13 protein-coding genes, 1 tRNA gene and 1 pseudogene are annotated in these 23,226 nt (G+C 70.3%); 10 read left to right on the forward strand and 5 right to left on the reverse strand.

Annotated elements, in window-relative coordinates; translation table 11 throughout:
- The first annotated feature begins 82 nt into the window (after window positions 1-82).
- The 7 genes and pseudogenes from ACFOYY_RS08055 to nrfD all read left to right on the forward strand — a co-directional run bounded on the left by ACFOYY_RS08055 (window position 83) and on the right by nrfD (window position 8,406).
- On the forward strand, window positions 83-814 hold the full coding sequence (locus ACFOYY_RS08055; RefSeq protein WP_362772028.1) for a DUF4097 family beta strand repeat-containing protein: 732 nt from the start codon (window positions 83-85) through the stop codon (window positions 812-814).
- Window positions 804-2,099, forward strand: a complete 1,296-nt coding sequence (locus tag ACFOYY_RS08060) for a sensor histidine kinase (protein WP_386188997.1) — start codon at window positions 804-806, stop codon at window positions 2,097-2,099. Before ACFOYY_RS08055 ends, ACFOYY_RS08060 begins: the two co-directional genes overlap by 11 nt.
- Window positions 2,100-2,321: 222 nt before the next feature.
- Window positions 2,322-2,462, forward strand: a pseudogene (locus tag ACFOYY_RS08065) (winged helix-turn-helix domain-containing protein); the annotation flags it as partial.
- Window positions 2,463-2,480: 18 nt separating this feature from the next.
- Window positions 2,481-4,124, forward strand: coding sequence for a BTAD domain-containing putative transcriptional regulator (locus tag ACFOYY_RS08070; RefSeq protein ID WP_386189447.1), 1,644 nt, complete (start codon window positions 2,481-2,483; stop codon window positions 4,122-4,124).
- A gap of 63 nt (window positions 4,125-4,187) precedes the next feature.
- Entirely contained in the window at window positions 4,188-6,317 is a 2,130-nt protein-coding gene (locus tag ACFOYY_RS08075) for an MMPL family transporter (protein ID WP_386188999.1), read from the forward strand.
- Between the two features lie 194 nt (window positions 6,318-6,511).
- Window positions 6,512-7,417, forward strand: a complete 906-nt coding sequence (locus tag ACFOYY_RS08080; RefSeq protein WP_386189001.1) for a 4Fe-4S dicluster domain-containing protein — start codon at window positions 6,512-6,514, stop codon at window positions 7,415-7,417.
- Complete coding sequence (gene nrfD / locus ACFOYY_RS08085; protein ID WP_386189003.1) at window positions 7,414-8,406, forward strand: NrfD/PsrC family molybdoenzyme membrane anchor subunit; 993 nt, start codon at window positions 7,414-7,416, stop codon at window positions 8,404-8,406. The genes ACFOYY_RS08080 and nrfD overlap by 4 nt, the downstream gene beginning before the upstream one ends.
- Window positions 8,407-8,504: 98 nt before the next feature.
- Here the strand turns inward: nrfD and selD are convergent, their stop codons facing one another.
- Window positions 8,505-9,542: a selenide, water dikinase SelD gene (selD, locus tag ACFOYY_RS08090; RefSeq protein WP_386189005.1), complete on the reverse strand. Its 1,038-nt coding sequence runs from the start codon at window positions 9,540-9,542 to the stop codon at window positions 8,505-8,507.
- Between the two features lie 116 nt (window positions 9,543-9,658).
- Between selD and ACFOYY_RS08095 the strand changes: the two genes are divergently transcribed.
- From ACFOYY_RS08095 to ACFOYY_RS08105, 3 genes are all read left to right on the forward strand, one after another.
- A tRNA-Sec gene (locus ACFOYY_RS08095) sits at window positions 9,659-9,751 on the forward strand.
- A gap of 79 nt (window positions 9,752-9,830) precedes the next feature.
- A complete protein-coding gene (locus ACFOYY_RS08100) occupies window positions 9,831-10,427 on the forward strand; it encodes a TetR/AcrR family transcriptional regulator (RefSeq protein ID WP_386189007.1) in 597 nt (198 codons plus the stop codon).
- A complete protein-coding gene (locus ACFOYY_RS08105; protein ID WP_386189009.1) occupies window positions 10,424-10,927 on the forward strand; it encodes a DUF6653 family protein in 504 nt (167 codons plus the stop codon). Before ACFOYY_RS08100 ends, ACFOYY_RS08105 begins: the two co-directional genes overlap by 4 nt.
- A gap of 157 nt (window positions 10,928-11,084) precedes the next feature.
- Here ACFOYY_RS08105 and ACFOYY_RS08110 read toward each other — a convergent pair whose 3' ends face one another.
- The 4 genes from ACFOYY_RS08110 to ACFOYY_RS08125 form a co-directional block, all read right to left on the reverse strand.
- Window positions 11,085-11,669, reverse strand: a complete 585-nt coding sequence (locus ACFOYY_RS08110; RefSeq protein ID WP_352012690.1) for a hypothetical protein — start codon at window positions 11,667-11,669, stop codon at window positions 11,085-11,087.
- 552 nt (window positions 11,670-12,221) lie between these two features.
- Entirely contained in the window at window positions 12,222-12,470 is a 249-nt protein-coding gene (locus ACFOYY_RS08115) for a hypothetical protein (RefSeq protein WP_386189012.1), read from the reverse strand.
- Between the two features lie 83 nt (window positions 12,471-12,553).
- Window positions 12,554-19,447: a polymorphic toxin-type HINT domain-containing protein gene (locus ACFOYY_RS08120; RefSeq protein WP_386189014.1), complete on the reverse strand. Its 6,894-nt coding sequence runs from the start codon at window positions 19,445-19,447 to the stop codon at window positions 12,554-12,556.
- A gap of 22 nt (window positions 19,448-19,469) precedes the next feature.
- Complete coding sequence (locus ACFOYY_RS08125) at window positions 19,470-22,931, reverse strand: LamG-like jellyroll fold domain-containing protein (RefSeq protein ID WP_386189016.1); 3,462 nt, start codon at window positions 22,929-22,931, stop codon at window positions 19,470-19,472.
- Between the last annotated feature and the right edge of the window lie 295 nt (window positions 22,932-23,226).

Below are 23,226 nucleotides of genomic sequence, written 5' to 3' on the forward strand. Positions count from 1 at the left end.
CCGGCATCCAGGCACTGTCCGGCACACAAGGCGTTCGACGCTCGCGTCCTTCGACGGTCGCGGGCAGGAGGAGTCCGTGCACGTGACTCGTGAACGACGGGGATCGCGCCCGCTCTGGCTGGCCGTCGGCGGGACCGTGTTCGCCTTCACCGTCCTGGCGTGCGTGGTGACCCTGCTGTCCTGGCTCGGCAGGCAGTCGGAGACGCAACGGCAGGAGTATCGCCGGCCGGCCCGGCTGCAGATCGACGTGGCCGACACGCAGGTCGTCCTGCACGCGTCCTACTCCGGCACCGTGGAGGTCGAGCGGTGGCTGGCGTGGTCCTCCGGCAAGCCCGTCGCCGACGAGGTGTGGCAGGGCGACACGCTGCGGCTGAGCCTGGACTGCCCGTCCACGCCGCACCTGCCCGGGTGCTCGACGGCCTACCACATCTGGGTGCCCGCAGACCTCTCCCTGGCGGTGACCACGTCGTCGGGGGAGGTGAGGCTGGAGAACCTGAGCGGCACGATCCGGGTCGACACGGACTCGGGCAACGTGGAGGGCACCGGTCTCGGGGCCGCCGACGTCACCGTGACCGGCGGATCCGGCGATCTGCGACTGGGCTTCACCGGGGTTCCCCGTCACGTCGTGGCGCGGATGTCCTACGGCGACGTCACGATCGGGCTGCCCAGGGGGCGCGCCTACAACGTGCGTGCCACGGCCGTCGAGGGACACAGGAACATCGGGGTCCGCCAGGATCCCGGTGCGCCGACCACGATCGAGGCGAGTACCGCCTATGCCGACGTCACCGTCAGGAACGCCTCCGATGTCCCCTGAGCAGGACCGTGGCGAGAACGCCACCTTCGAGCGCCACGGTCTCGCGCGCCTGTCACGCGCGGTTCTGCGGGCACCTCTGACGGCCAGGACCTGGATGGCGGTACTGCACCTGGCGGCGGGGCTGCCCGTCGGGCTACTCGGCTTCTTCGTCCTCGGTGTGCTCTGCGTGCTCACCATGAGCCTGTCGCTGTCCATCGTGCTGGCGGTGCTGGCGGTTGTGGCGCAGGTCGCGCTGCTGGCATGCGTCCGCGCCTGCAGCACGATCCAGCGTTCCCGGTTCACCGCGCTGCTCGGGGTGGACATCCCGTTCACGCGGCGGCCCGTCGCCGGAGGCTGGTTCGGCCGGGTGATGAGCGAGGCGCGCAGGGAGTCGACCTGGCGGCAGCTCTGCTACCACCTGATCGCCCCGCTGATCGGCGGTGTCGGTTTCGCCGCGACGGCCGTGACCGCGGCGGCCGCGCTGACCTTCACCACGGCGCCGCTGTGGGCCTGGTTCGCCGAGAGCGGGTTCGGCTGGCACCTCGGCGAACCGCTCACCCTGCTCGGGCTGACGGCGGGAGGGGCGGCCGCGCTCTTCGCCGCGCCCTGGGTCGCCCGCGCGGCCGTCGCCATCGACGTGAGCGCCGCGATGGCGCTGCTGGGCAGCGCGCGGGAGAAGGAACTGGTGGAGAGCAGGGCGGGGCTGCTGGCGGCGATAGAGGCCGAACGCCGCAGGATCGAGCGGGACCTGCACGACGGCACCCAGCAGAGGCTGACCGCGATGGCCGTGAAGCTGGCCATCGCCGGGCAGACACTGACCGACCTTCCCGAACCGGCGCTGCGCGCGATCAACGAGGCGCGGGAGGAGGCCACGCAGGCGCTGGCCGAACTGCGTGACCTCATCCGCGGCCTGCATCCGGCGGTGTTGGACGACCTCGGCCTCAACGCGGCGCTGTCCGGTGTGGTCGGCCGCTCACCCATCCCGGTCGAGCTCACCGTCGACCTGCCCGGCCGGTTACCGCCGCCCATCGAGTCGATCGCGTACTTCGTGGTGTCGGAGGCCCTGACGAACGTGTCCAAGCATTCGGGAGCCGACAGGGTCGAGGTGGCCGTCAACAAGCACGGTGACTGGCTACACGTGCGCATCGCCGACAACGGGCGCGGGGGTGCCGTCGTGGGCACCGGCAGTGGGCTTCGTGGGCTCGGCCAGCGGGTCGCGTCCGCGGACGGGGCGTTCGCCATCGACAGCCCGGCAGGGGCGGGAACGACGATCAAGGTCGATCTGCCGTGCGAGGTTTCTTACTGAACAATAACTATTACTGACTTGCGCGACATGGGCTTGTAATTCATGGCAAACTACCCAAAGTGGGTCGAGATATGGAGGCATGGCACACAAACGGGGTAAACGCTTCGACTGTGGGGGCACAGAATGGCGTTGATCAGTCCTGCTCAAAATCTGCGGTTTCATCTGCTCGGACCGATAGAGGTATGCGATGAATCGGGTCCCGTCAAGCTCAGCGCGTCGAAGATGCGGACGCTCCTGGCCACGCTTTTACTGGCAAGGTCGCGAATAGTCTCAGACTCGCGAATCGCGGCGATGCTGTGGGGAGAGCATCCACCCGCGACCTCGGAGGCGCAGATTCAGATCTATGTGTCAAGGCTCCGTCAGAAGCTTGGCATTCAGATTATGCGCCAGCGGCCTGGATACATTCTTGAGGCCGACCCCGTCAGGGTCGACCTGATGGAGTTCGAGCGACTGGCCAAAGAAGGCAGAAGGCTTCTCGACGTCGGCGCGCCGCACGAGGCGGCCACCGCCCTGACCCGGGCACTCGCCCTCTGGCGGGGCCCCGCGCTGGCCGGCGCGACCGACCTTCTGACCAACGCGGAACGCCCACAGCTCGAAGAGGCCAGGCTCGCCACACTGGAGGACCGGATCGACGCCGATCTGGCCGCCGGCAGGCACGCCGAGCTGAGCTCCGAGCTGACCGGTCTCGTCGCGCTCAACCCGTGGCGGGAGCGCCTGCGCGGCCAGCTCATGCTCGCCCTGTACCGGAGCGGCCGACAGGCCGAGGCGATGACCTCCTACCAGGAGCTCCGGCGGCTGCTCGCCGACGACCTGTCCATCGACCCCAGCAACGACCTGCAGGAACTGTTCATGCGGGTGCTGGCCGCCGACCCCGCCCTCAACCCGCCGCCCGCCGCAGACGAGGCCTCCGCACGCCCGGCCGTCGTCACCGCGGTGCGTCCCGCCCAGCTGCCGCCGGACGTCGCGGACTTCACGGGCCGTTCCCACGAGATCACCTACCTGTCCACGATCCTGCAGCGGTGCGGGTCGAACTCGTCGATCACCGGATGCGTCATCAGCGGGATGGCCGGGGTCGGCAAGACCGCGCTCGCCGTACACGTCGCGCACCTGTGCCAGGACAGCTATCCGGACGGCCAGCTCTACGTCGACCTGCGCGGACTCTCCTCGCCCGCGGTCACTCCGTTCGACGCGCTCGGCGGCATGCTCCAGTCCCTCGGCGTGGACGGCGCCGCGATCCCGCCGAACCTCGACGAACGGGTGAAGCTCTACCGCAGCAGGCTGATCCGCCAGCGGGTGCTCGTGGTGCTGGACAACGCCTTCAGTGAGGAACAGGTCCGTCCGCTGCTGCCCACCGGCCGTGGGTGCGGGGTCCTGGTGACGGGACGGGCGCGGCTGGCGGCCCTTGAGGGTGTGCCGCTGCTCGACCTGGCCGTGCTGGACCCCTGCGAGGCGATGACCATGCTCGGCCGCATCGTCGGCGCGGACCGCATGAGGTCCGAGCTGGAGAAGGCCGGCCGGATCGTCGAGCTGTGCGGTTACCTGCCGCTGAGCATCAGGATCGCCGGCGCCCGGCTGGCGACCAAACCCCACTGGAAGCTGGCCCAGCTGGCCAGGCTGCTCGACGTCCAGCATCGCCGCCTGGACGAGCTGCGGATAGCCGACACGAACGTCAGGGCCAGCCTGCTCCAGAGTTACCAGGGCCTCTCCTCTCCGGTCAGACGCGCCTTCCACCTCCTGGCGCTGCCCGACGTGTCGCACTTCGCGCTGTGGACGGCCGCGGTCGTCCTCGACGCGAAGGTGGCCGAGGCACGGAGCCTGGTCGAACAGCTGGTCGACGCCAGGCTGCTCGACAGCGTCCCGACCTCCGGGGAGATGTCGGCCCAGTACCACTTCCACGACCTGGTCCGCGCGTTCGCCCTGGAGCGCGCCGCGATGGAGGAACCCCCGCGTGAGCGGCGCGCCGCGCTCACCCGGGTCACGGGTGTGTCCCTCTGGCCGAACTGGGTCGGAGTTCCCTGTACCTAATGCCACCAAAAGTCGGGCACTGCCTTCCGTGACCGGGCACTCGTCTGTTGCGAGCCTGGTCACATGATTGCTCGGCTAGGAAGTTTCTGTTTCCGGTTCCGCTGGTGGACGCTGGTCCTCTGGCTGCTCGTCGTGGGTGTGGGTTTCGGCTCGGTGGGGCCGCTGTTCGCTTCCCTGGCGGCGAACCGGGCACCGCAGGGCACCGAGTCCGATGTGGCGCTTCAGACACTGGCCGACGGACGGGACCGGGGCGGTCAGCTCGTGGCACTGCTGGACGGCGTCGACCCCGGCACCTCGCGGGCCGGGGAGGCCGTTCGGCGGGCCTCCGACGACATCCGCGGCCTCGCCGGTGTCAGGGAGGTGGGAAAGCCGCTCATCGCCCCCGACGGCCGTGGCATGGCCATCACCGTCACCCTGGAGAAGATGGACTACCAGCGGGGCGACCCCCTGATGGACAAGGCGGCCGAACGCCTGCGGGCCATGACGAAGGAGCTGCCGGGGGCGAAGGTCGGCATCGGTGGCCAGGACATGATCGACAGGGGCACCGACGAGACCTCCCAGGCCGATCTGAACTGGGCCGAGATGCTGGCGTTGCCGCTCACGCTGGTGGTGCTGGTCTTCGTGTTCGGCGGCGTCGCCGCGGCGATGCTGCCCGTGCTCGGCGCGGTGGTCACCATCTTCGGGGCGTTCGCCGGTGTGCTGGCCTTCACCTCCTTCATCGCGATGGACACCACCGTCATCAGCGTGGTCACGCTGATGGGCCTCGGCCTGTCCATCGACTACGGCCTGCTGCTGGTGGCCAGGTACCGGCAGGAACTGGCCGACGGTCACGTGCCGGCCGAGGCGGTCAGACGGACCTGGGCCACGGCAGGCCGGACCATCGTCTTCAGCGGCCTGACGGTCGTCGCCACCCTGAGCGGTCTGCTGGTCTTCGACGTTCCCCGGCTCCAGACCCTCAGCGTCGCGGGCTTGACCTCCACCCTGATCGCGCTGCTGGCCGCGCTGACGCTGACGGGCGCGCTGCTCGGCCTCCTCGGCAGGCGGATCAAGCCGGCGAAGGCCAAGCCCGCTGACGGCGCCGAGCGAGGACCCTTCGCCAGGCTCGGCCACTTCACACAGCGCAGGCCCGCCCTGGTCATCCTGGGTGCCCTGACGGTCCTGCTGGCCGCCGCCGCCCCCCTGCTCACCGTCAGGGTGGCCCAGCCCAACCTGGCCGGTCTGCCCCGCAGCATGGAGGCGGTGCGGGTCGCCGACGAGCTGGCCGACCGCTACAGGCAGAGCGTGAACCCGTCGGTCATGGTGGTCTCCCGCGCCGACAAGGCGACCCTCACCGAGTGGGCGGCCAAGTGGCGCGGGGATCCCGCCGTGTCCGCCGTCCGGCCGGTCGTGACGGAGGGACCGGGACTGACCTCCGTGGTCATGGACACGCGCGCGGACTCGCAGAGCGAGGCGGCGCAGGACCTGGTACGGCGGATCCGCGCGGACCGGCCGCCGGGGGCCGAGTCGTGGGTCGCGGGTGAGGCCGCCGTACTGATCGACCTGGTCCGCGAGACCCTCGACGACCTGCCGCAGGCCGTCCTCATCCTGGTCGGGTCGGTGCTCCTGCTGCTGTTCCTGATGACCGGATCGCTGCTGATCCCCCTGAGCGCGCTGGTGATGACCCTGTTGTCGCTGGCGGCCACCTTCGGGGTGATGACCCTGCTGTTCCAGCACGGCGTGCTGGCCGATCCGCTGAACACGCTGACCCTGCCGGGACTGAGCCCGTACGTGTTCCTCGTGGTCTTCGTCTTCGCGTTCGCCTTCTCCACGGACTACGAGGTGTTCCTGCTGGGCCGGATCAAGGAGAACGTCGACGACGGCCTGGACAACGACACCGCCGTACGGCGCGGCCTGCAGGTCAACGGCCGCGTCATCACCTGCGCCGCGCTGCTGATGCTGATCGTGTTCGCCAGCTTCGGCACCGCCGAGCTCAGCGACATCGAGCAGCTGGGAATCGGCCTGTTCGTCGCGGTGCTCATCGACGCCACCGTGGTCCGATGCCTGCTCGTGCCGGCGGTGATGACCCTGTTCGGCTCGGCCAACTGGTGGGCTCCCCGCCCGCTGCGCCGGTTCCACGCCCGTTTCGGCCTGCGCGAGACCGAGGCCCTCGCCCCGAGGCCCGAGGATCTTCACCGGTCGCCGGTCCGGAGGTGAGGACACGCCACCGTGCGCCGGCACCCCGGAGCGGTCGCCGGCGCACGGTGGCGTGACAAGGATCCGGGTCCGAGTCCGTCACGACGTTCGTTGAGAGGTTTGTCCTGCTCCGACCCGGGCAAGCCGCTCAGAGAGCCTCGGCGTTCTCCCAGGTCAGGGCAGAAACTTGGATACTCATCATTCGAGGACTTCCCGTGACGGACGTGACACCACATAGGACCGGCTTCTTCACCGACACGAGCATCTGTATCGGCTGCAAGGCCTGTGAGGTGGCCTGCAAGGAGTGGAACGACGTGCCCGACGACGGGTTCGTCTTCAGGGCGACCTCCTACGACAACACCGGCAGCCTGGGCGCCGACACCTGGCGTCATGTGGCGTTCATCGAACGTCCTCGCCCGGCCTCTGAGGACGGTGACGGCGACGGCCTTGAGGGCTGGCTGATGTCGTCCGACGTGTGCAAGCACTGCACGCACGCCGCCTGCCTGGACGTCTGCCCGACCGGGGCGCTGTTCCGCACCGAGTTCGAGACGGTCGTCGTGCAGGCGGACGTGTGCAACGGCTGCGGCTACTGCGTGCCCGCCTGCCCGTACGGTGTGATCGCCCGGCGCGAACCCGACGGCAGGGCCTTCAAGTGCACGATGTGCTACGACCGCCAGCTCGGCGGCCTGGAACCCGCCTGCGCCAAGGCCTGCCCGACCGACTCCATCCAGTTCGGGCCGCTCGACGAGCTACGGGCCAGGGCCGAGGAACGCGTGAGGAGCCTGCACGAGCAGGGCAGGACGGAGGCCCGCCTGTACGGTGCCAGCCCCGACGACGGTGTCGGCGGTGACGGCGCCTTCTTCCTGCTGCTCGACGAGCCCGAGGTGTACGGCCTGCCACCGGACCCGGTGGTCACGACGAGGGACCTGCCGCAGATGTGGCGGTGGGCGGCGGGCGCCGCGCTTTCCCTCACCGGCGTCGTCGCCCTGTCCTTCCTGGGCGCCCGCGCAGGCCGGGGCCTCCAGGGCCGGGGCCCCTCGGACCGAGGGCTCCTGAGCCGGGGCCTCCCGGGCCGGAGTCTCCTGGCGTTGGGCCCCCTGGAGCGGGGGAGGGGCAGGTGAGGCGCGGGGAGGAGCCGATGGTGCCCGAGGCCGGGTTCCGGTCCTACTACGGGCAGCCCATCATCAAAGCCCCCGTCTGGCACGAACCGCACATGCCGGTCTACCTGTACCTCGGCGGCCTGTCCGGCGCCGCCGCCACGATGGCCGCCGTCGCCGGGCTCGCGGGAACCCCCAGGCTCGCCCTCACCGCCAGGGTGACCGCCGCGCTCGGCGCCGCCGCGGGCGCCGGGTTCCTGGTCGCCGAGCTGGGCAGGCCGGAGCGCTTCCTCAACATGCTGCGCGTGTTCAAGCCGACCTCCCCGATGAGCATGGGCTCGTGGATCCTGGCCGCGCACAGCGGGGCGACCGGGCTGGCCGCCGCCTCGGCGCTGGCCCCCCTGCTGCCCGCCCGGCGGACCCCCGCCTTTCTGCGCGCCCCCGCCGTCGCGGCCGTACTGCCCGTCGCGGGCGACGCCTCCGCCGCCGCCGCGGTGATCACCGGCCCGCTGATGGCGACCTACACCGCCGTCCTGCTCGCCGACACCGCCGTACCCGCCTGGCACGAGGCGCGTAAGGAACTGCCGTTCCTGTTCGCCGGGAGCGCGCTGGCCAGCGCGGGAGCCGCGGGCATGCTGACCACCCCGAGGGCGGCCGCGGCCCCGGCCAGGGTCATGGGCGCACTCGGGGCCGCCGTCGAGACGGCCGCGGGCGCGCTGATGGAGCGGCGGCTCGGGCTGGTCGGCGAGCCGTACCGGACGGGGGAGGCGGGGCGCAGGATGCGCGTGGCCCGCGCCCTGACGGTCGGCGGCGGGCTGCTGGCCGTCGTGGCGGGACGCAGCCGTGTCCTGACCGCGCTGTCCGGCGCCGCCCTCACCGCGGGCGCGCTGTACACCCGTTTCGGCCTGCTCGCGGCGGGCCGGGCCTCGGCCGCCGACCCCAGGTACACCGTCGTCCCCCAGCGCCTGCGCCTGGAGGCGGGCCAGGCGGCCTCGGTCCCCGCCGGTTCCTGAGCCCGTTCGGATCCGTGGGGTCGAAGCCGGGCGGGTCCTCTGATTCCCTGAGACCTGCACGCCTTCGGGTGCCGGGAGACCCGGAACCGTCCGCGTGCTCAGCGCAGCCGTACGGCCGTGCCGTCGAAGACCGTCAGCTCACCGACGACCGGCGCGCCCGGCACCTCCCCGGCGACGAGCAGGCCGCCGGAGGTCTGGGCGTCGGCCAGCAGCAGCACGTCCTCCTCGTCCAGGCCTCCGGGGTCCAGGTGCGGTTCCACCCACGCCAGGTTGCGGCGGGTGCCACCGCTGACGTAACCGTCCCGCACCGCCTGACGCGCCCCCTCCAGGTACGGCACCGCCGCCGCGTCGATCACGGCCGTCACACCGCTCGCCCTGGCCAGCTTGTACAGGTGCCCCAGCAGGCCGAAGCCGGTCACGTCGGTCGCGCACTCGACGCCCGCGGCGAGCGCCGCCCGTGAGGCGTCCCGGTTGAGCGTCGTCATCGCCGCGACGGCCTGCGGGAAGACCTCACCGGTCGCCTTGTGCCTGCTGTTGAGCACGCCCACCCCGAGCGGCTTGGTCAGCGACAGCGGCAGGCCCGGCCGTCCGGCGTCGATGCGCAGCAGCCGCGCGGGGTCGGCCAGGCCGGTGACGGCCATGCCGTACTTGGGCTCCGGGTCGTCCACGCTGTGGCCGCCCGCCACGTGGCAGCCCGCCGCCCGTGCCACGTCCAGGCCGCCGCGCAGGACCTCCTTGGCCAGGTCCATCGGCAGCACGTCCCTGGGCCAGCACAGCAGGTTGACGGCCACCAGCGGGTCTCCGCCGACCGCGTAGACGTCCGACAGGGCGTTGGTCGCGGCGATCCGCCCCCAGTCGTAGGGGTCGTCGACCACGGGGGTGAAGAAGTCGGCGGTCGCCACGACCGCCCGGCCGCTCTCGACGCGGACCACGGCGGCGTCGTCGCCGTCGTCGAGCCCGATGAGCAGGTCGTCCGGCCGGTCGCCGGACAGCAGCCCGGCGACCACGGCCTCAAGCTCGCCTGGCGGGATCTTGCAGGCGCAGCCGCCTCCGTGGGCGTACCCCGTAAGCCGGGGCCTGCCCGTGTCCGATGTCTCCGCTCCCGTTTCCGGGAGGATGCCGGGTCCCGCTGCCATCTACGTCTCCTCCGGTCGGCCGCCGACGGTCGCGAGGGGACATCGTGAACCTTCATGACCCTTCATGTCCCCTCGCCTCCCCGCGGTCCTACCCGTCCGCGGGTATGTTCTCCCTTGGAGGCGTCTGGGTGCCTGGTGGACCCCCCGGTCTTCAAAACCGGTGAGGCCGAGGTCCTCGGCCTGGCGGGTTCGATTCCCGTCCGCCTCCGCTCCTCCGTCCCGCCCCCGTCTGGCCGCTCGTACCTTTTGCGCGTACGCTATGACCAAATGACCAAAGGAGTCATAGCTTTGGCAATCGCGTTCACCACCGAGGAGAAGGCACGTATCACCCGCGTGCTGCTCGACGCCGGTGAGGAGCTGTTCACCACGCAAGGCCTGAGGAAGACCTCGCTGGAGGAGCTCGTCGCCCCGGCGGGCATCGCCAAGGGCAGCTTCTACTCCTTCTTCGACTCCAAGGAGTCGCTGTACCTGGAGATCATGCTCCGTCGCGCCCCGGCGGTGGCCGCCCACATCTCGGCGGCCCTCGACGACCCGCCGGGAGAGGAGGGCCTGGCCGCCGTCATGCGCGCCATCACCGGCGTGCTCACCGGAGACCCCCTCTACCGGCGGCTCCTCACCCGGCCGGACGAACTGGAGACGGTGACCCGGCGTGTCGGCCCCGAGCAGATCGCCCGCGTCGCCCCACAGGTCGTCACGCCGCTGCTCGACTACCTGGCCGCGGGACAGCGCTCGGGTGTCGTGGTCGCGGACATTCCGCCGGAGACGCTCGTCGGAGTGATCCGCGGCGTCGGTCTCATCGTTCTCAACCGCGACCGGTTCGGCCCCGCCTACGAGGCGGTGCTCGAAGCCACCATCAGGACTCTGGCAAGGGGAATGCTGACATGAGCGTTCTGGACAAATACGCGAACATGGCCGGAATGACCGACGAGGCGTGGAGGCGTCACGCCAATCCGTGGAGCGTCTGGACCCGGTTCGCCGCCATGCCGCTGGCGATCACGGCGATCTGGAGCCGTACCTGGATCGGCTGGTGGTCGCTGGCGCCGCTGGCGCTGGTCGTCCTGTGGCTGTGGGCCAACCCGCACGCCTTCCCGCCGATCACCAGGCCGACCGCCTGGTCCTCCATGGGCATCTACGGCGAACGCCTGTGGATGCGGGACCGCTCCCGCACGCCCTCCGGGTTCGCGGTCGCCCAGCGGGTCTGGACCGTCGGCGGCCTCGCCGGACTCGCCCTGCTGGTGTGGGGGCTGATCGCCCTGGAGATCTGGCCGACCGTGTTCGGCCTGGCCCTCATCGTGTACGGCCAGCTCTGGCGCATCGACCGGCTGGGCGTCCTCTACAACCAGACGCGCCCCTCCGAGGCGGGCGAGGCCACGGGAACCGCGTAACCGACGTTCGCCGGGAGATCGGAGGGTCAACGGGCCGATCTCCCGGCGGTGGACCGGTTTGGCGCCGGTCGTGAGTTCTGGCGTGGCCGGGTCTACCGAGCCGGGGGCGACGCGGGCGGGGTTTCGCCGGTCACGCCGTGGTCGCGCCGGTCCCTCGTCACGACGCCTTGCGGCTCAGGGTTCCGACGAGGGTGCGGATGTAGGCGCCGGAGGCGGTCCTGGACTGGTAGTGGTAGGTGGCGCTGGTGACGGTGGTGCTGCCCGCGGCGCATCGGGGGTTGAGCAGGGTGGCGGTCCCGCCGGGGCGGGGGGCGTCGCCGGAGCTGGGGGCCACGGTCCAGGTGTAGCCGCGCTTGGAGGCGGTGCCGGTGCCGGCGAAGGCCTTCGGCTGTCCGGCGTAGATGTCGTCGACGTTGCCGCCGATGACCGCCAGGCCCCCCTTGGGCAGCAGGGGAACCACGCCGCCGGGCACGACGGAGACCCGGCGCTTGACGGAGGTGCCGCTGTTGCCGTTCCAGAACGTGGCCCGCGCCGAGCCGGAGAAGCCCGAGGTGAGGGCGGCCGAACGCCAGTCGGCCTGGTGGCCACCACAGCCGGGGCCCTCACCGGCCGCCTGGGCGGTACTGAAGGGCGCCTTCGTGACGGCGGGAAGGACGGCGGCCTGGGCGGGCGATATGAGAGCGGGCGTACCGGCCAGTGCGACGAGGGCGGTGGCCAGCGACAGAACAGACAGATGGCGCATAGGAAGCTCCTTTGAACGGACGTGCCCCCAGCCGCCGGGATGCGGTGTCGTGGGGGCGACGGCAACCTATCGCCACGGAAGGTAGTCGCGTGATTACGGTAGAGAAATGGCCGGTTCAGGTCACCTGCTTGATGCTGCCCAGGGGAGAAGGCTCGCGCCAACGGCGAAGACAACCTCTACCGGCGTAGCTACGCCCGCGTCTGATGCCCCTGTGGGGCACTGCGTGATCGGCGAGTGCTGTTGTGGGCGACTGTTCCTCTTGGCTGTGGCCTGCGCACACTCGGTACTCGGGCTGGCGCTGGAAAATGCGGTTTGTGAAGCAGGCCGTTGACGCCTCCGGCCTCGCCCCCGGGGAGTAGTTTTTCTTGGCTGATACAGATTATCGCTCTGTAACACTTCGCCCCTGCCAGAACGGCGATGTCCTGCCAGGAGCCTCGTGATGTGACGGCGTTCGGTTGTGCTGTCGTCAAACAACTGGAGAATCGTCAATGTCAGCGGATGAGGCTTCTCGTGGTACTGGCTGGTCATTGGCCGCATTGTTCCATGGCGGTGTCATGAAGATGATCGGGTGGAACCGGCCTGCGTTTTTTCCTGGGGTATGAGTCCCTGGAAGTCGATTCGAGAAAGTCGTTCCACCGCTTGGATGATATTGGTGCGGGTCACGCGAGGCACGACCACGAGATTGGCCGCGGCGAAAAACCCATCAGATTGCAGTTCTTCGGCGATTTCTTGCCCCAGGCGAGCGGCGTCGTAGATGGTCAGCTCAAAGGCGGCGTCAGGTGAGACGACCCTCACGCCCACCAGGTATCCTTTCGCTTCCGTTTCGGTCTCGTACCCTGATAGATAGTCGGGGAACTGTATATGATGCAATTCTATGCACCCCTTTATTTTGCTAAGGTTTTGATCTTCGCCAACTCTGCTGCGTACATTTCGGGAGTGAGGTTTGCCCCCGGTGCTGGAACGATCTCGAAGTGTCGAGGGTCTTTTCCTCGCTGAATCACTCGAAGTGTTCCAGGGAAGCTTGATTCGTCAATCTGGTGCGGGATGAACCCCTTCGATGAAACGCTTACAGAATTATCGAACACTGAAACGCCGTGTGTTTCGCGCACGAGTCCGGTTTCGGGGTTGACCTTATAGTCGTTGGGTCGTGGTGCGAATGATGGCGATTCTCCGTCTCTTGCGCCGCGAAAGCATTCTCCAGGATTGGTGTTGTGCACCAGGATCGGCGCGCTCGCAGCCACCACATAGTACGTGTGGACGTCGGCCACGGTCAGGTCGTAGACGGTGGGATGGGTTTGCCCAAAGGTCGCGGTGAGGACGTTTACGGTTCTGCCGGTGGCCGTCCGAAGGCGATCACCCCTCGCCAGCCGGTCGGCGCGGACCCAGGTGTGGGTGATCTCGTCCCAGAACAGGTGGTGTTCGGTGGCGGTGACGGTTCCTGTGGCGTTTCCCCGGGCGCCGTCGGTGTCCACGGTGATCTGGACGAGGCCGAGGTAGGAGAGGCCGGAGAAGGCGGCCAGGACGGTTTTGGCCTCCGTCTTGCCCGTTCTCGGGTCGGTGGCGAGGACCTTGTCGCCCGCCTTGATCTTCTCGATGGCCTTTGAGGTGCCGTCGGCCAGTTTGACCAGGGTGCCCGCGACGAAGCTGTTGCAGGGCGAACCGCCTCCGGGCTCCGCCTTGGGGTTTCCCGTCTCGCCACGAGGACGGGCCGCACCGGCCGGTGAGTCGGCGTTTCTGGCCGCCGCGCCACCGCCCCGGCCGAGGGCGTTCCTGACCTTGCCCGACGCCTTGCTCGCCGCCTCCGCGACGACCCTGCCCGCCGCGGTGGTGGCGAGCTTGCCGAGGACCAGGCCGGCTCCCTTGCCCAGGCCGTACCCCGCGACCTCCGTGATGGCGCCGACCGCCGCGGCCTTGAACGCGCCGCCGACGCTCCACTCGTCGCGTGGCGTCGAGACGAGGTGGCCCGCCAGACCTCCTGCCGCGCCGCCCGCGGCGACGCAGCCGATACTGCCCGCGCCTCCTGTGGCGACCTCGCATCCGACCGTGACGACGACCGTGACGGTGACGTTGACGATGGTCGCCTTGTGCTTGGTCCAGAAGTGCTTCGTCTTGCAGCCGAAGCTCCAGCGGCCGCAGTGCGGCGGGTTGCTCGGCGGGGGCGGCGGGGTGTACCAGACGTAGATGCCGCCACCGCTGCCACCCGGGTTCTTGATGGGGGTGACACGGCAGGACGGGCAGGGCTGCGCGCCGCCGTCGTACATCAGGCCCGTGGGGTCGGAGCCGGTGACCGGGTTGTTGTCGGCGTAGGCGTAGCCGTTCCAGCTCTGCGGGTCCGAGACGTCGAAGACCGGGTCGACCGAGATGAACCGGCCCGTCTCCGCGTCGTACTCGCGGGCGCCGAGGTGGGTCAGGGCCGTGGCCTCGTCGACGACACCGCCGACGTAGCCTCGCTGGCCCGGCCAGAACGGCGGCGGGGTGCCGCGTTGCTGCCCGAAGGGGGTGAAGCGGCGGTGACTCGTCGCCTGGGTCTCCGTGTCGTCGACCGAGACGTCGGCGCTGTCGTGGTGGTCCGCGCCGAGCCAGGTCACACCCCTGCTGGTACGGGTGGCGATGGTCTTGCCCGCGTAGGTGTAGTAGCGGGTGGCGCTCTTGGCTCCGGTGGCGGTGTCGAGCCGGATCTCCATGCCGGCGACGTACAGCGTGGCCGACGTCGGGTCACGGCGGATGAGCCGTTCGCCGTTGGCGTCGTAGACGTAGGTGCTGACGCCGGAGGGGTCGGTCGACCTGGCCAGGTGGCCCTCGACGTCCCACTCCAGCAGGCGGCCCGAGCCGCGTTCGGTGGTGTTGCCCGCCTTGTCGTAGGCGTAGGTGTCGATCTGGCCGTCACGGGTGCCGCCCCGGTACTCGACGGAGGTCAGCGTGTGCGGCTGGGGCCTGCCCGGCCCGGCGTAGGTGTAGGTCTTGGTGACGTCGCCCGCCGTCCGGTGGTCGACCTCCTTGGTCCGGTTGCCCACCGGGTCGTAGGTGAAGGACTGCCAGTACGGCGCCGGCCCGCCCACGGCACTCGGGGAGGGACCGGCGGCGCAGTCACCGGTCGGCGTCCACGCCTCGGTCAGGCGTCGCAGGTGGTCCTGCCGGAAGCACTGGATGTCGGCCTGCCGGCCGGACGGTGTGTCCGCGATCCTGGTGACGTTGCCCGACGGGTCGTAGGTGTAGTTGGCGTCCGTGACCGAGATCGGGGCTGTCTCGCGCTCGTAGAGGGAGCGGGCGAGCCGGTTGGTGCCCTCCTCGTAGAAGTTGGTCCGCTTGAGCCGCTTCAGGCCCGTGCTCAGCGTCATGTCGAGGACCTGGCCGAGCTTGGAGTAGGTCGTCGAGGTGACGTAGGGGGTCAGGCCCCGCATCGTGGTCGGGTTGCCGAGGTCGTCGTAGCCGAACAGCATCGTCTCGCCGAGCAGGCCTCCGGCCGCGGGCAGTACGACGCGGTGGACGGTGCCGTCGGAGTTGTAGTCGGTCGTGGTCCTGTACGTGCCGGCCAGTCCGCCCTCGGCGGCGGGGACGACGGTCTGGGCCCCGGTGGCCCGGTAGGCGGTGTCGTAGCCGGTCACGGCGCTGGTGTAGGCGTCCGTCGCCCCGGTGGCGGCGTTGCTGACATAGCGGGTCGAGGAGACCGGCTGGCCCTTCACCTCGGTGCCGTCGGCGAGTCTGTCGAACGTCCACTCGGCGAGCTTGACGCCGCTCGCGGACGTCCCCTCGTACTCGGCGGTCTTACGGCCCAGCGCGTCGTAGGTGAAGAACAGGCTCCTGCCGCGCGCGTCGGTGACCGTCTTGAGCCAGTCGGACCTGTCGTCGTAGGCGAGCTTCGCGGTGCCCTTGTCGGGGTCGTCGACCTGGACCAGCCTGCCCCGCAGGTCGTAACGGTAGCCCCAGGCGTTGCCCGCCGTGTCGGTGATGGTGGCGGGCTGCCCGGCACGTGTGTAGGTGTACTTCGTGGCGTCGTAGTCGCCGGTCGGGGAGCCACCCCTGTACTGCCGGACCTCGACCGTCTCACCCTGCGCGTTGACGATCGTGGTGACCGGGGTCGAGCCCGGCGGCGGGTCGACGCTGGTCCGGTCGCCGCCGTAGGTCGTGGTGGTGCGCCACTGCTCGGCGCCGCGTTTGCGGAAGATCCGCGCGGTCGGCCACTCCATGCCGTTGTAGACCGTGACGTTCTGGCCGGGGACGTCGTCGTCGCTGGCCGGGACCCACAGCGTGCCGCCGGGATCGCCCTCGGTGTAGTAGTCGTCGTTGGTCTTGTAGACCAGGCCGCGTGTGTCGTACAGCGTGTCGTTGATCAGCCGTCCGCCGCCGGGGGCGGGCTGCTGGGTCTGCCGCGCGCGTAACAGGCCGTCGTAGAGCGCGTAACCGGTGGTGTAGGTGGTTCCGTCGTCGCGCAGCGTCGAGGTCGAGACGGTGGTCGGCCCGTCGGTGCGGATCTGGTAGCCGAACCTCATGTTCGGCGTCGAGGCGTACGTCGCCCTGGCGTGGCCGGGCAGCCACACCCCGGTCAGCCTGCCCAGCGGATCGTAGGCCAGTTCGGCACGTCTGCCGTTGGCGTCGGTGGTCGCGACGGGAAGTCCCCAGGCGGGTTCGACCTCGGTCCTGGTGACGTGGCCGAGCGCGTTGGTCTCCTGCTTGGCCGTGACCGGCCCGGTGGCCGGGGTGTAGGCCGTCCTGGTCGTGGTGCCGTTGGCGTCGGTGACCACCAGCGGACGGCCGTAGACGTCGTAGGTGGTCGAGCCCACGGTGGCGTACCGCGGGCCGCCGTCCCACGAGCCGAGCTTCTCGGTCTTGGTGACGTCACCCCTGGACGGCGCCTCGCCGAAGGCCTTGCCGTCGTAGTACTTGCGGACGTCGGAGACCACGTCGCCGGGACGCTCGGGGGTGACGGCGCACGCCTTGGTCACCGTCTCCACCCTGACGGCGTAGGAGACCAGCCACCGGGCGGCGTCGCGGGCGTAGGTCGTGCGGACGCACTGGTCGTCGTCACCGGCGGCGTCGTCGCCGAGGTCGTCGACCTGGACGGGCAGGCCGTCGGCGTTGTACTCGGTGTCGGTCGTCGTGCGCCGCCACCCGCCGGAGGCCAGCGCGGTACGGGAACGTTCGCTGTCGCCGCGCACCATGTTCGCCGTGGTGGTTCCCCAGGACCGGACCCGTTTGGCGGTCTGTCTGACCCAGTAGCCGTTGATCGCGCCCGTCATGGCGGCGCCGGAGGGGCCGTCGTGGTGAATCTCCTCGCGGACCTGGCCCTGCAGGGGTTCGGCGTCGGTGACGGCCGTGCCCTCGGAGTCGGTGACCTTGACGTGGCGGGTGCCGCCACCGGACAGTTCGTCGCCGTCCATCCCGCGGAAGTAGGTGAACTCGGCCTTGGAACGCTGTTCACCGGGGGCTCCGCGCAGCACGCGCACCTTGCCGTAGCCGCGCCACTGGGACCAGGTCTTGTACTTCTCCTTGGTCAGTCCGTCGTCGTCATCATGGTGCCAGGCGCCGCCGCCCAGGTACTCGTAGGTCTCCAGCACGTCCGGGGAGCCGCCGGTGCGGTCGATCTGCTGGACCTGGGTGACCACGTACTTGTGGAACCAGTCGAGCTTGGGTGAGGTGGCGCCCTCGGGAGACCAGTACTGCGGATAGCAGCGGCGGGTGTTGGAGTCCGGTTCGGGGGTGTCGCCCGCTCGGCAGTCCTCGTCCGAGTAGGTGATGGACAGGGCGCCACCGGTCTCGTTGTCGATCGCGGAGATCCGCCACTTGGTGAGCGGAGGCCGGCCCTCCAGGGCGTCGACCCGGTTGGGTCGCTGCACCCCCGCGAACCTCACCTGCGGCAGGGACGCCGTCCCGCCGACCTTCCCGGTGTGCCGGATCCCGGCCAGCCACAGCGCGGCGGCCGTTCCGTCGCCCGGGGCGCGCATCTCCTGGTCGAGGGCCCAGCCGTCGACGTCCCTGTACGAGCCGCCGGACAGCACCTGCGCGGTGACGGCGGCGAGCCGCTTACGTGTCCAGAAGGTCGGCGAGTACTGGTCGAGGCACTTGTCGCCGGAGTCGCAGTTCTGGTCGTAGGGGACGTCCGGCCAGTGTTTGGCGTTGTCCTTGGTGAGCTTGCTCTCCGCGCAGTCGAAGCTCGACGTCGCGACGCACCGCTCCGCGACGTCGAAGACGACCCTGGCCGGGGCCGAGGAGGTGAAGATCGCGTCGGAGCGCTGCCCGTAGTCGATCCGCTTGAGGTAGCCGCCCCGATCGTAGACGGTCGGGGTGCCGTTCGGGACGCCGTTGGTCAGGGTGGTGACGTCACGGCGGTAGTGGTTGGTCTCCCGGCCGTACCAGAAGGTGCTGACCGTGCCGTGCGGATCCACGACGTAGTCGAGGTTCCACCGCCACGCCTGCCGGCACCAGGAGTCGGAGAAGGAGGCCTTGTGGCACGGCTCCCCGTCGTCGTCGCCGAACACCGGGACCGTCCATGTCGACTCGGTCTCCGCCCTGCCGCTCGCCCAGCCGGGCAGGTGATCACGGCCGAAGTAGTACTGCGTGCCGTCGGGGGTGGTGACCCGCCAGTACTCGCCGTCGTCGCCGGTGCCGCCCTCGTCACCGTTGTCCGCGCCGGTGAGCCTCTCGACCTTGGAGCCGTCGTCCTCCTTGGGCTGCCAGGTGCCGGTCGCGTCGTCCAGGACCAGTTCGGTGGCCTGGCCGTTCAGGGAGAGGGTGGCGTTGTGGTTGCCCCAGCACTGGTCGTTGCGTTTGGGCTTCACGTCGTCGTCGGCGCACTGCTTGTACCTGCGCTCGACGAAGCCGGGCCAGTAGTCGAAGCCCTCGCCGATCCAGGAGGTCTGGTTGTTGGAGGCGACCGTCCGGCCGTCGATGCCTCCCGAGGAGTAGACGAACCCGATGTTGGGCGTCGGCCCGCCGGGGGTCGGTGGCAGGCGCAGCGGATAGGACCAGGAGAACGCGCCGCTCTGGTTGCTGACGCTCCAGGTCGCCGACGGCGACAGCGAGGTGGCCTCGTAGGTGCCCGCGGGCCCCGAGGGCGCCGCCTCGGCCGCCAGCGTCACGGTGGCGCCGGTGGCGAGGCCGACGTCGGCGGACAGCCGGCCGGTCCTGACGTCGTTGCGGGTGGGCAGCGGTTTCCGGGTCTGGCACGACGGCAGGTCGGGGGTGGTGGCCGCGCAGGGAGGCAGCTGGACCAGCCGTAGCCGGGAGGCCCAGTCGCCGCCGAAGGCGTACCGGAAGCCCGAGTAGTCCACCTCGACCGGTACCCGCACCGGGGCGGACGGCGCGGTCCCGGGCGTCAGCTGGACGCCGAGCCCGTCGATCCGCGACCTGTCCGCGGCGCGCGCGTCCAGCACCCGTACCCGGACGGTGGGCGGGCCGCCCCCGGCCAGGGCCCTGCCGTCCCCGCCGGGTACGGGGACGGCCGGTCCCAGCCGGATCGGCGACCGTCCGGCTCGCGCCAGGGCGGGCGCGGCCTTGGCCGTACCGTCCGCCGGGGCCGGGAGCTCGACCACCGCCGTGCCAGGGCTGGGCCAGGACACCGCGGGCGGCTCCTTGAGGTCGTAGCGGGCCCCCGGGTCCGTCACGGGCCCGCGTGCCCTGACCTCATGGCCCCGTACGGCGTGCTGCTCCTGGGCCCTGTGCCACCCCGGGTCGCCGCCGCTCGCCTGAGCCGGGGCCGGGGCCGGGCCGATCAACGCGGCCTGCAGTACGACCGCCAGGATTCCGGCGACCGGAATCAGGCCTCGCCTTGAACCGAACACGCTTTCCTCCAGGGGGTGCCGGCTAGTCGCCGATGGGGAGGTTCGACGCGATGTCGATGACCTGGCGGTCGGTCAGGGTGCCGGTGTAGGCGCGGACGTCGTCCACCTCACCGCCGAGGAAGTCGACGGGCGCGCCCCGGTACTTGGCCCGGCCGATCTGCAGGGCGCCCGCCGCCCAGCCGCCGGCGACGGGGCGCTGGTCGGCGAGCTGGCCGTTGACGTAGAGCCGGATCTCCCCGGCGGGCTCGTCGTACACCCCGGCCAGATGTGTCCAGGTGGTGAACGCCGAGCAGTCGACGGGCTCGGCCGACCTGGCGTAGGTCAGAACCGAGGTGTCGGTGTCGCCGTTGATCGTCGCGAACGACCAGCGGGGAACCTTGACGCCGCTCTCGGTGAAGACCCGGTAGCCGAGGTAGAAACCGCTGTTCCTGGCGCCGTCCTGACTCAGGACGGTCATCACCCGGCCGGGAAGCACGCAGGTGTCGTCGCCCGCCAGGCGCACCCACGCCGTCACCGCGTAGCTGTGGTCGGTCCTGAGCGGCGCGGACGGGGTGGCCGCGTAGGCGGTGGTGCCGTTGAGGCTGAGCGCGCCGCCGCCGTCGAAGCCGTCCTCGGACCAGGTGGCGCCACCGCCGAGCGTCGCGGGCCAGCGGCTGTCGGTCGAGTTGGCCGCGGTGGTGCCCGTGCCCTCCTCGAACTTCCACCAGCCGCGCTGGATGGGCGGCTGTTTGGCCATGGCGGCGATCTCGTTGCCGAGGCCGGGGTCGTTGACCGTGCGCGGATCGTCGGACAACTCCCGCTTCCAGATCTTCACGTCGTCGATGTCGCCGGCGAAGTTCTCGCTGAGCGCGCCGTTCCACTGCACGCGTCCCAGCTGCAGCGGGCCGGTCGCGTCCCAGGGCGGGTAGGGGAAGGAGGCGGGCGCGGACTGGAGAACGCCGTTGACGTACAGCCGCAGCTGGCGGTGCGGTGCGTCGTACACCCCGGCCAGGTGCGTCCAGATGCCCGTTGTCGGCTCGGCGTCGCTGACCGCCCGTTCGATGGCCGCGGCCCCGCTGTCGGCGCTGTGCTTGTTGAAGATCCAGCGTTTGTAACCGGAGGAGTAGTACAGCTGGAAGCCCGAGGCGAGGTCGCCCACCTGGCTGATCACCGTGGAGTTCCTGCCCTTGTCGGCCAGCAGCACCCAGGCGGACACGCTCATGCTCCTGTCGGTGTGCACCACGGGGCCGGTCGTGCTGCCGTATCCGGTGCTGCCGTCCAGCCGGATTCCGCCGCCCACCCGGGCCGCGGTCCAGGTGGCGCCCCCGGTCAGCGTCAGGGGGTGTGTCGTCACCCCGGAGTCGGCCGCCGTGGTCCCCGAGGTCTCGTCCAGCCGCCAGTGCCCCTCGGGGCCGAACCCGGCGTTGACGTAGAAGCCGTAGACGGCCGGGGTCTTGCCGACGTTGCCCGCCCGGTCCACGGGATAGACGTACAGGGCGTTCAGCCAGTCGTGCCGGGGAGCCAGCCGTACGTTCACCGAGGTCTGCCCGGCGGGGATCGCCACCTGGGTGGCGGCCGTGGCCAGGGCGGGGTCGTCGAGCGCCCACCGGAAGGCCGTCACGTCGGTCTCGCCGTCGCCGGGGGACAGGGTGAAGGCGCCCGCCCAGCCCACGCTGCCCTGCCAGGCGTCGGGGGTGTCGGCCGGGTAGTCGAGGGAGGTCACCTTGGGCAGGGTGGCGGGGTCGACGGTGTCCACCGTGAACTCACACCACTTGCTCCACGCGCTGGAGTCGGTGCCGTCGTAGGCCTTCACCTTGTAGGAGTAACTCTGCCCGGTGACGAGCCCGGTCAGCTTCACCGAGTGGTCGGTCGCCGAGGTGGTGTACTTGTAGGCGGTCTTGCCTCCACCGGGCAGGGTCGAGGTGATGTCGTCCCACTGGCCGGTGGCCGTGTTGTAGTGGTGCATGACGAACTCGGCCCGCACGCCGTCGCCGGCCTTGTCGGGGTCGTAGATCTTGGCCTTCAGCTGGAGCGGGTTCGCCGCGTCACCGGCGTTGACCGACGGCCGGGAGGCCCCGACGACGCAGGGTGTCGCCGGATAGGTGCCGATGCCCGAGGGCGCCGCGGGCGGGGTGTTGTAGTCGATGACGAGCTTCGGCGCGCCGCTGAAGCCCTTCCACCCCCATACGCCGCTGCTGGTGTCGTTGGAGTCCTTCAGCCCGAACGTCGTGTTCACCCAGCCGGACTTGGCGGCCATGACGATCGCGCGGGTCACGTCGAACTCGATGCCCTTGTCCGGGCAGGAGGAGCTGTAACCGGCGTCGGAGGCGACGCTGCCCAGGTGGTCGCTCCAGCCCGGCTGGCGGCTCCAGGTCGTCGAGGTGGAGATGCCGTCGGTGCGCCAGAGCTGTACGGCCTGCGGGCTGGAGGTGCAGCCCCAGGACTTGACCTGCGTGATGCGGAAGGTGGCCTTGAGGATGTGCTTGCCGTTGACGTTGTCGGAGTCCATCCGGAAGAACGACCGTTTGAGCCCGCTGCCGTAGTTACCGGCCTCCGGCATGTGGCTGGAGTTCCAGTACTTCTGGGAGGGATAGGCCTTGTCGACATACGTCCAGGCCAGCTTGGAGCCCGACCACTGCGGGTCGAGGTAGACCGGATAGGTCGTGTCGGGGGAGGTCAGCAGGGCCCTGTCCGGGGTGATCGCGACACGGTCCCCGGCCACCTCGACACCCATGAGAGCCTGCCTGCTCGCACGCCGTGGCCCGGCCTGAAGCCCCGTCTCGGTTCCCGAGGAGTCCCACATGCGCGGGGCCGGGGCGTGGAACACCTCGGCTCCCGTCCCGGTGACGGCGCTCAGGCCACCGGTCTCGGTCTTACGCACCGTCAGCCCGGTCGCGCGCGTGCCGAAGGCCAGCCGGTTCAGCGCGGGGTTGGCGGCGGCCTGCCTGGTCTTGACCACGAGCACCTCGGAGAAGCCGAGCACCGACGCGGTCACCTTCAGGTCCACGCCGGGCATCACCTCGGCGTAGGTCGCGGTGTCCCCTTCCAGTACCGGTTTCGGCAGGCTCGCGGGCCAGGTCATCGCCACCGAGCGCCCGCCCTCGCCGATGACGGCCAGTGGGGCCGTCCCGCCGCCGGAGAAGGTCAGGTCCAGCGGCGTCGCCACGGTTCGCACGCTCCCGTCCTGGGCGAGGACGAGAGTCGTGTCGACGTCGGCCCAGCCGCCGCCCCGCCGTACCCGTTCGGGCAGCGCCGCGGTCTCCGAGGTGAACGATCCGTCGGGGTTGGCGAACACCTGGCGGTTCTCCGTGCGCAGGGCCGAGACCTCGACCCGCTCCTTGTCGTGCCGCGCCTGCTGCGAGGCCGCCTGTTCCGTAGGCGCTGTCGGCGCCTTCAGGGCCGACGCCGCGGTGCTTCCGGTCGCCGGGGCGCCGAAGGTCACGAATGCACCGGCCGGCAGCGCCATGACCATGGCGATGACCGCTCCGCGGGGGAAAAACCGCACCCAGGCCTCCACAAAATCTGCGTAACCACGTTTTCACGGAGTGTTCGCCTGTTCCGTCGCACGCACATCACGGAACAAGAACACCGATAGTCCGAACCGGTGCCGTTTCACGGCGCCGGCGACCGGCTGGAGATCCGGCCCGCGGGCCGAAGAAGGCGTCGCCGTACGGCCTCATCGTCCGCCTCCGCGACCGCCGAGGGGTTGAATCCTCTCGAATTTCAGCGGGGCCGCTCGGGGCGCCACCGGGAAGGCGAAACGCGACGGAGGCCTCGCCCGCCGGGAAATATCTGGAATG

The sequence above is a fragment of the Streptosporangium jomthongense genome (assembly GCF_042650425.1).
In the GTDB taxonomy this organism is placed as follows: domain Bacteria; phylum Actinomycetota; class Actinomycetes; order Streptosporangiales; family Streptosporangiaceae; genus Streptosporangium.

Excerpts from the sequence above, each read along its gene's own strand:
- ACFOYY_RS08060 (WP_386188997.1), top strand. The coding sequence starts at position 804 with ATGTCCCCTGAGCAGGACCGTGGCGAGAACGCCACCTTCGAGCGCCAC.
- ACFOYY_RS08070 (WP_386189447.1), top strand. The coding sequence starts at position 2,481 with ATGCGCCAGCGGCCTGGATACATTCTTGAGGCCGACCCCGTCAGGGTC.
- ACFOYY_RS08075 (WP_386188999.1), top strand. The coding sequence starts at position 4,188 with ATGATTGCTCGGCTAGGAAGTTTCTGTTTCCGGTTCCGCTGGTGGACG.
- selD (WP_386189005.1), bottom strand. The coding sequence starts at position 9,542 with ATGGCAGCGGGACCCGGCATCCTCCCGGAAACGGGAGCGGAGACATCG.
- ACFOYY_RS08105 (WP_386189009.1), top strand. The coding sequence starts at position 10,424 with ATGAGCGTTCTGGACAAATACGCGAACATGGCCGGAATGACCGACGAG.
- ACFOYY_RS08110 (WP_352012690.1), bottom strand. The coding sequence starts at position 11,669 with ATGCGCCATCTGTCTGTTCTGTCGCTGGCCACCGCCCTCGTCGCACTG.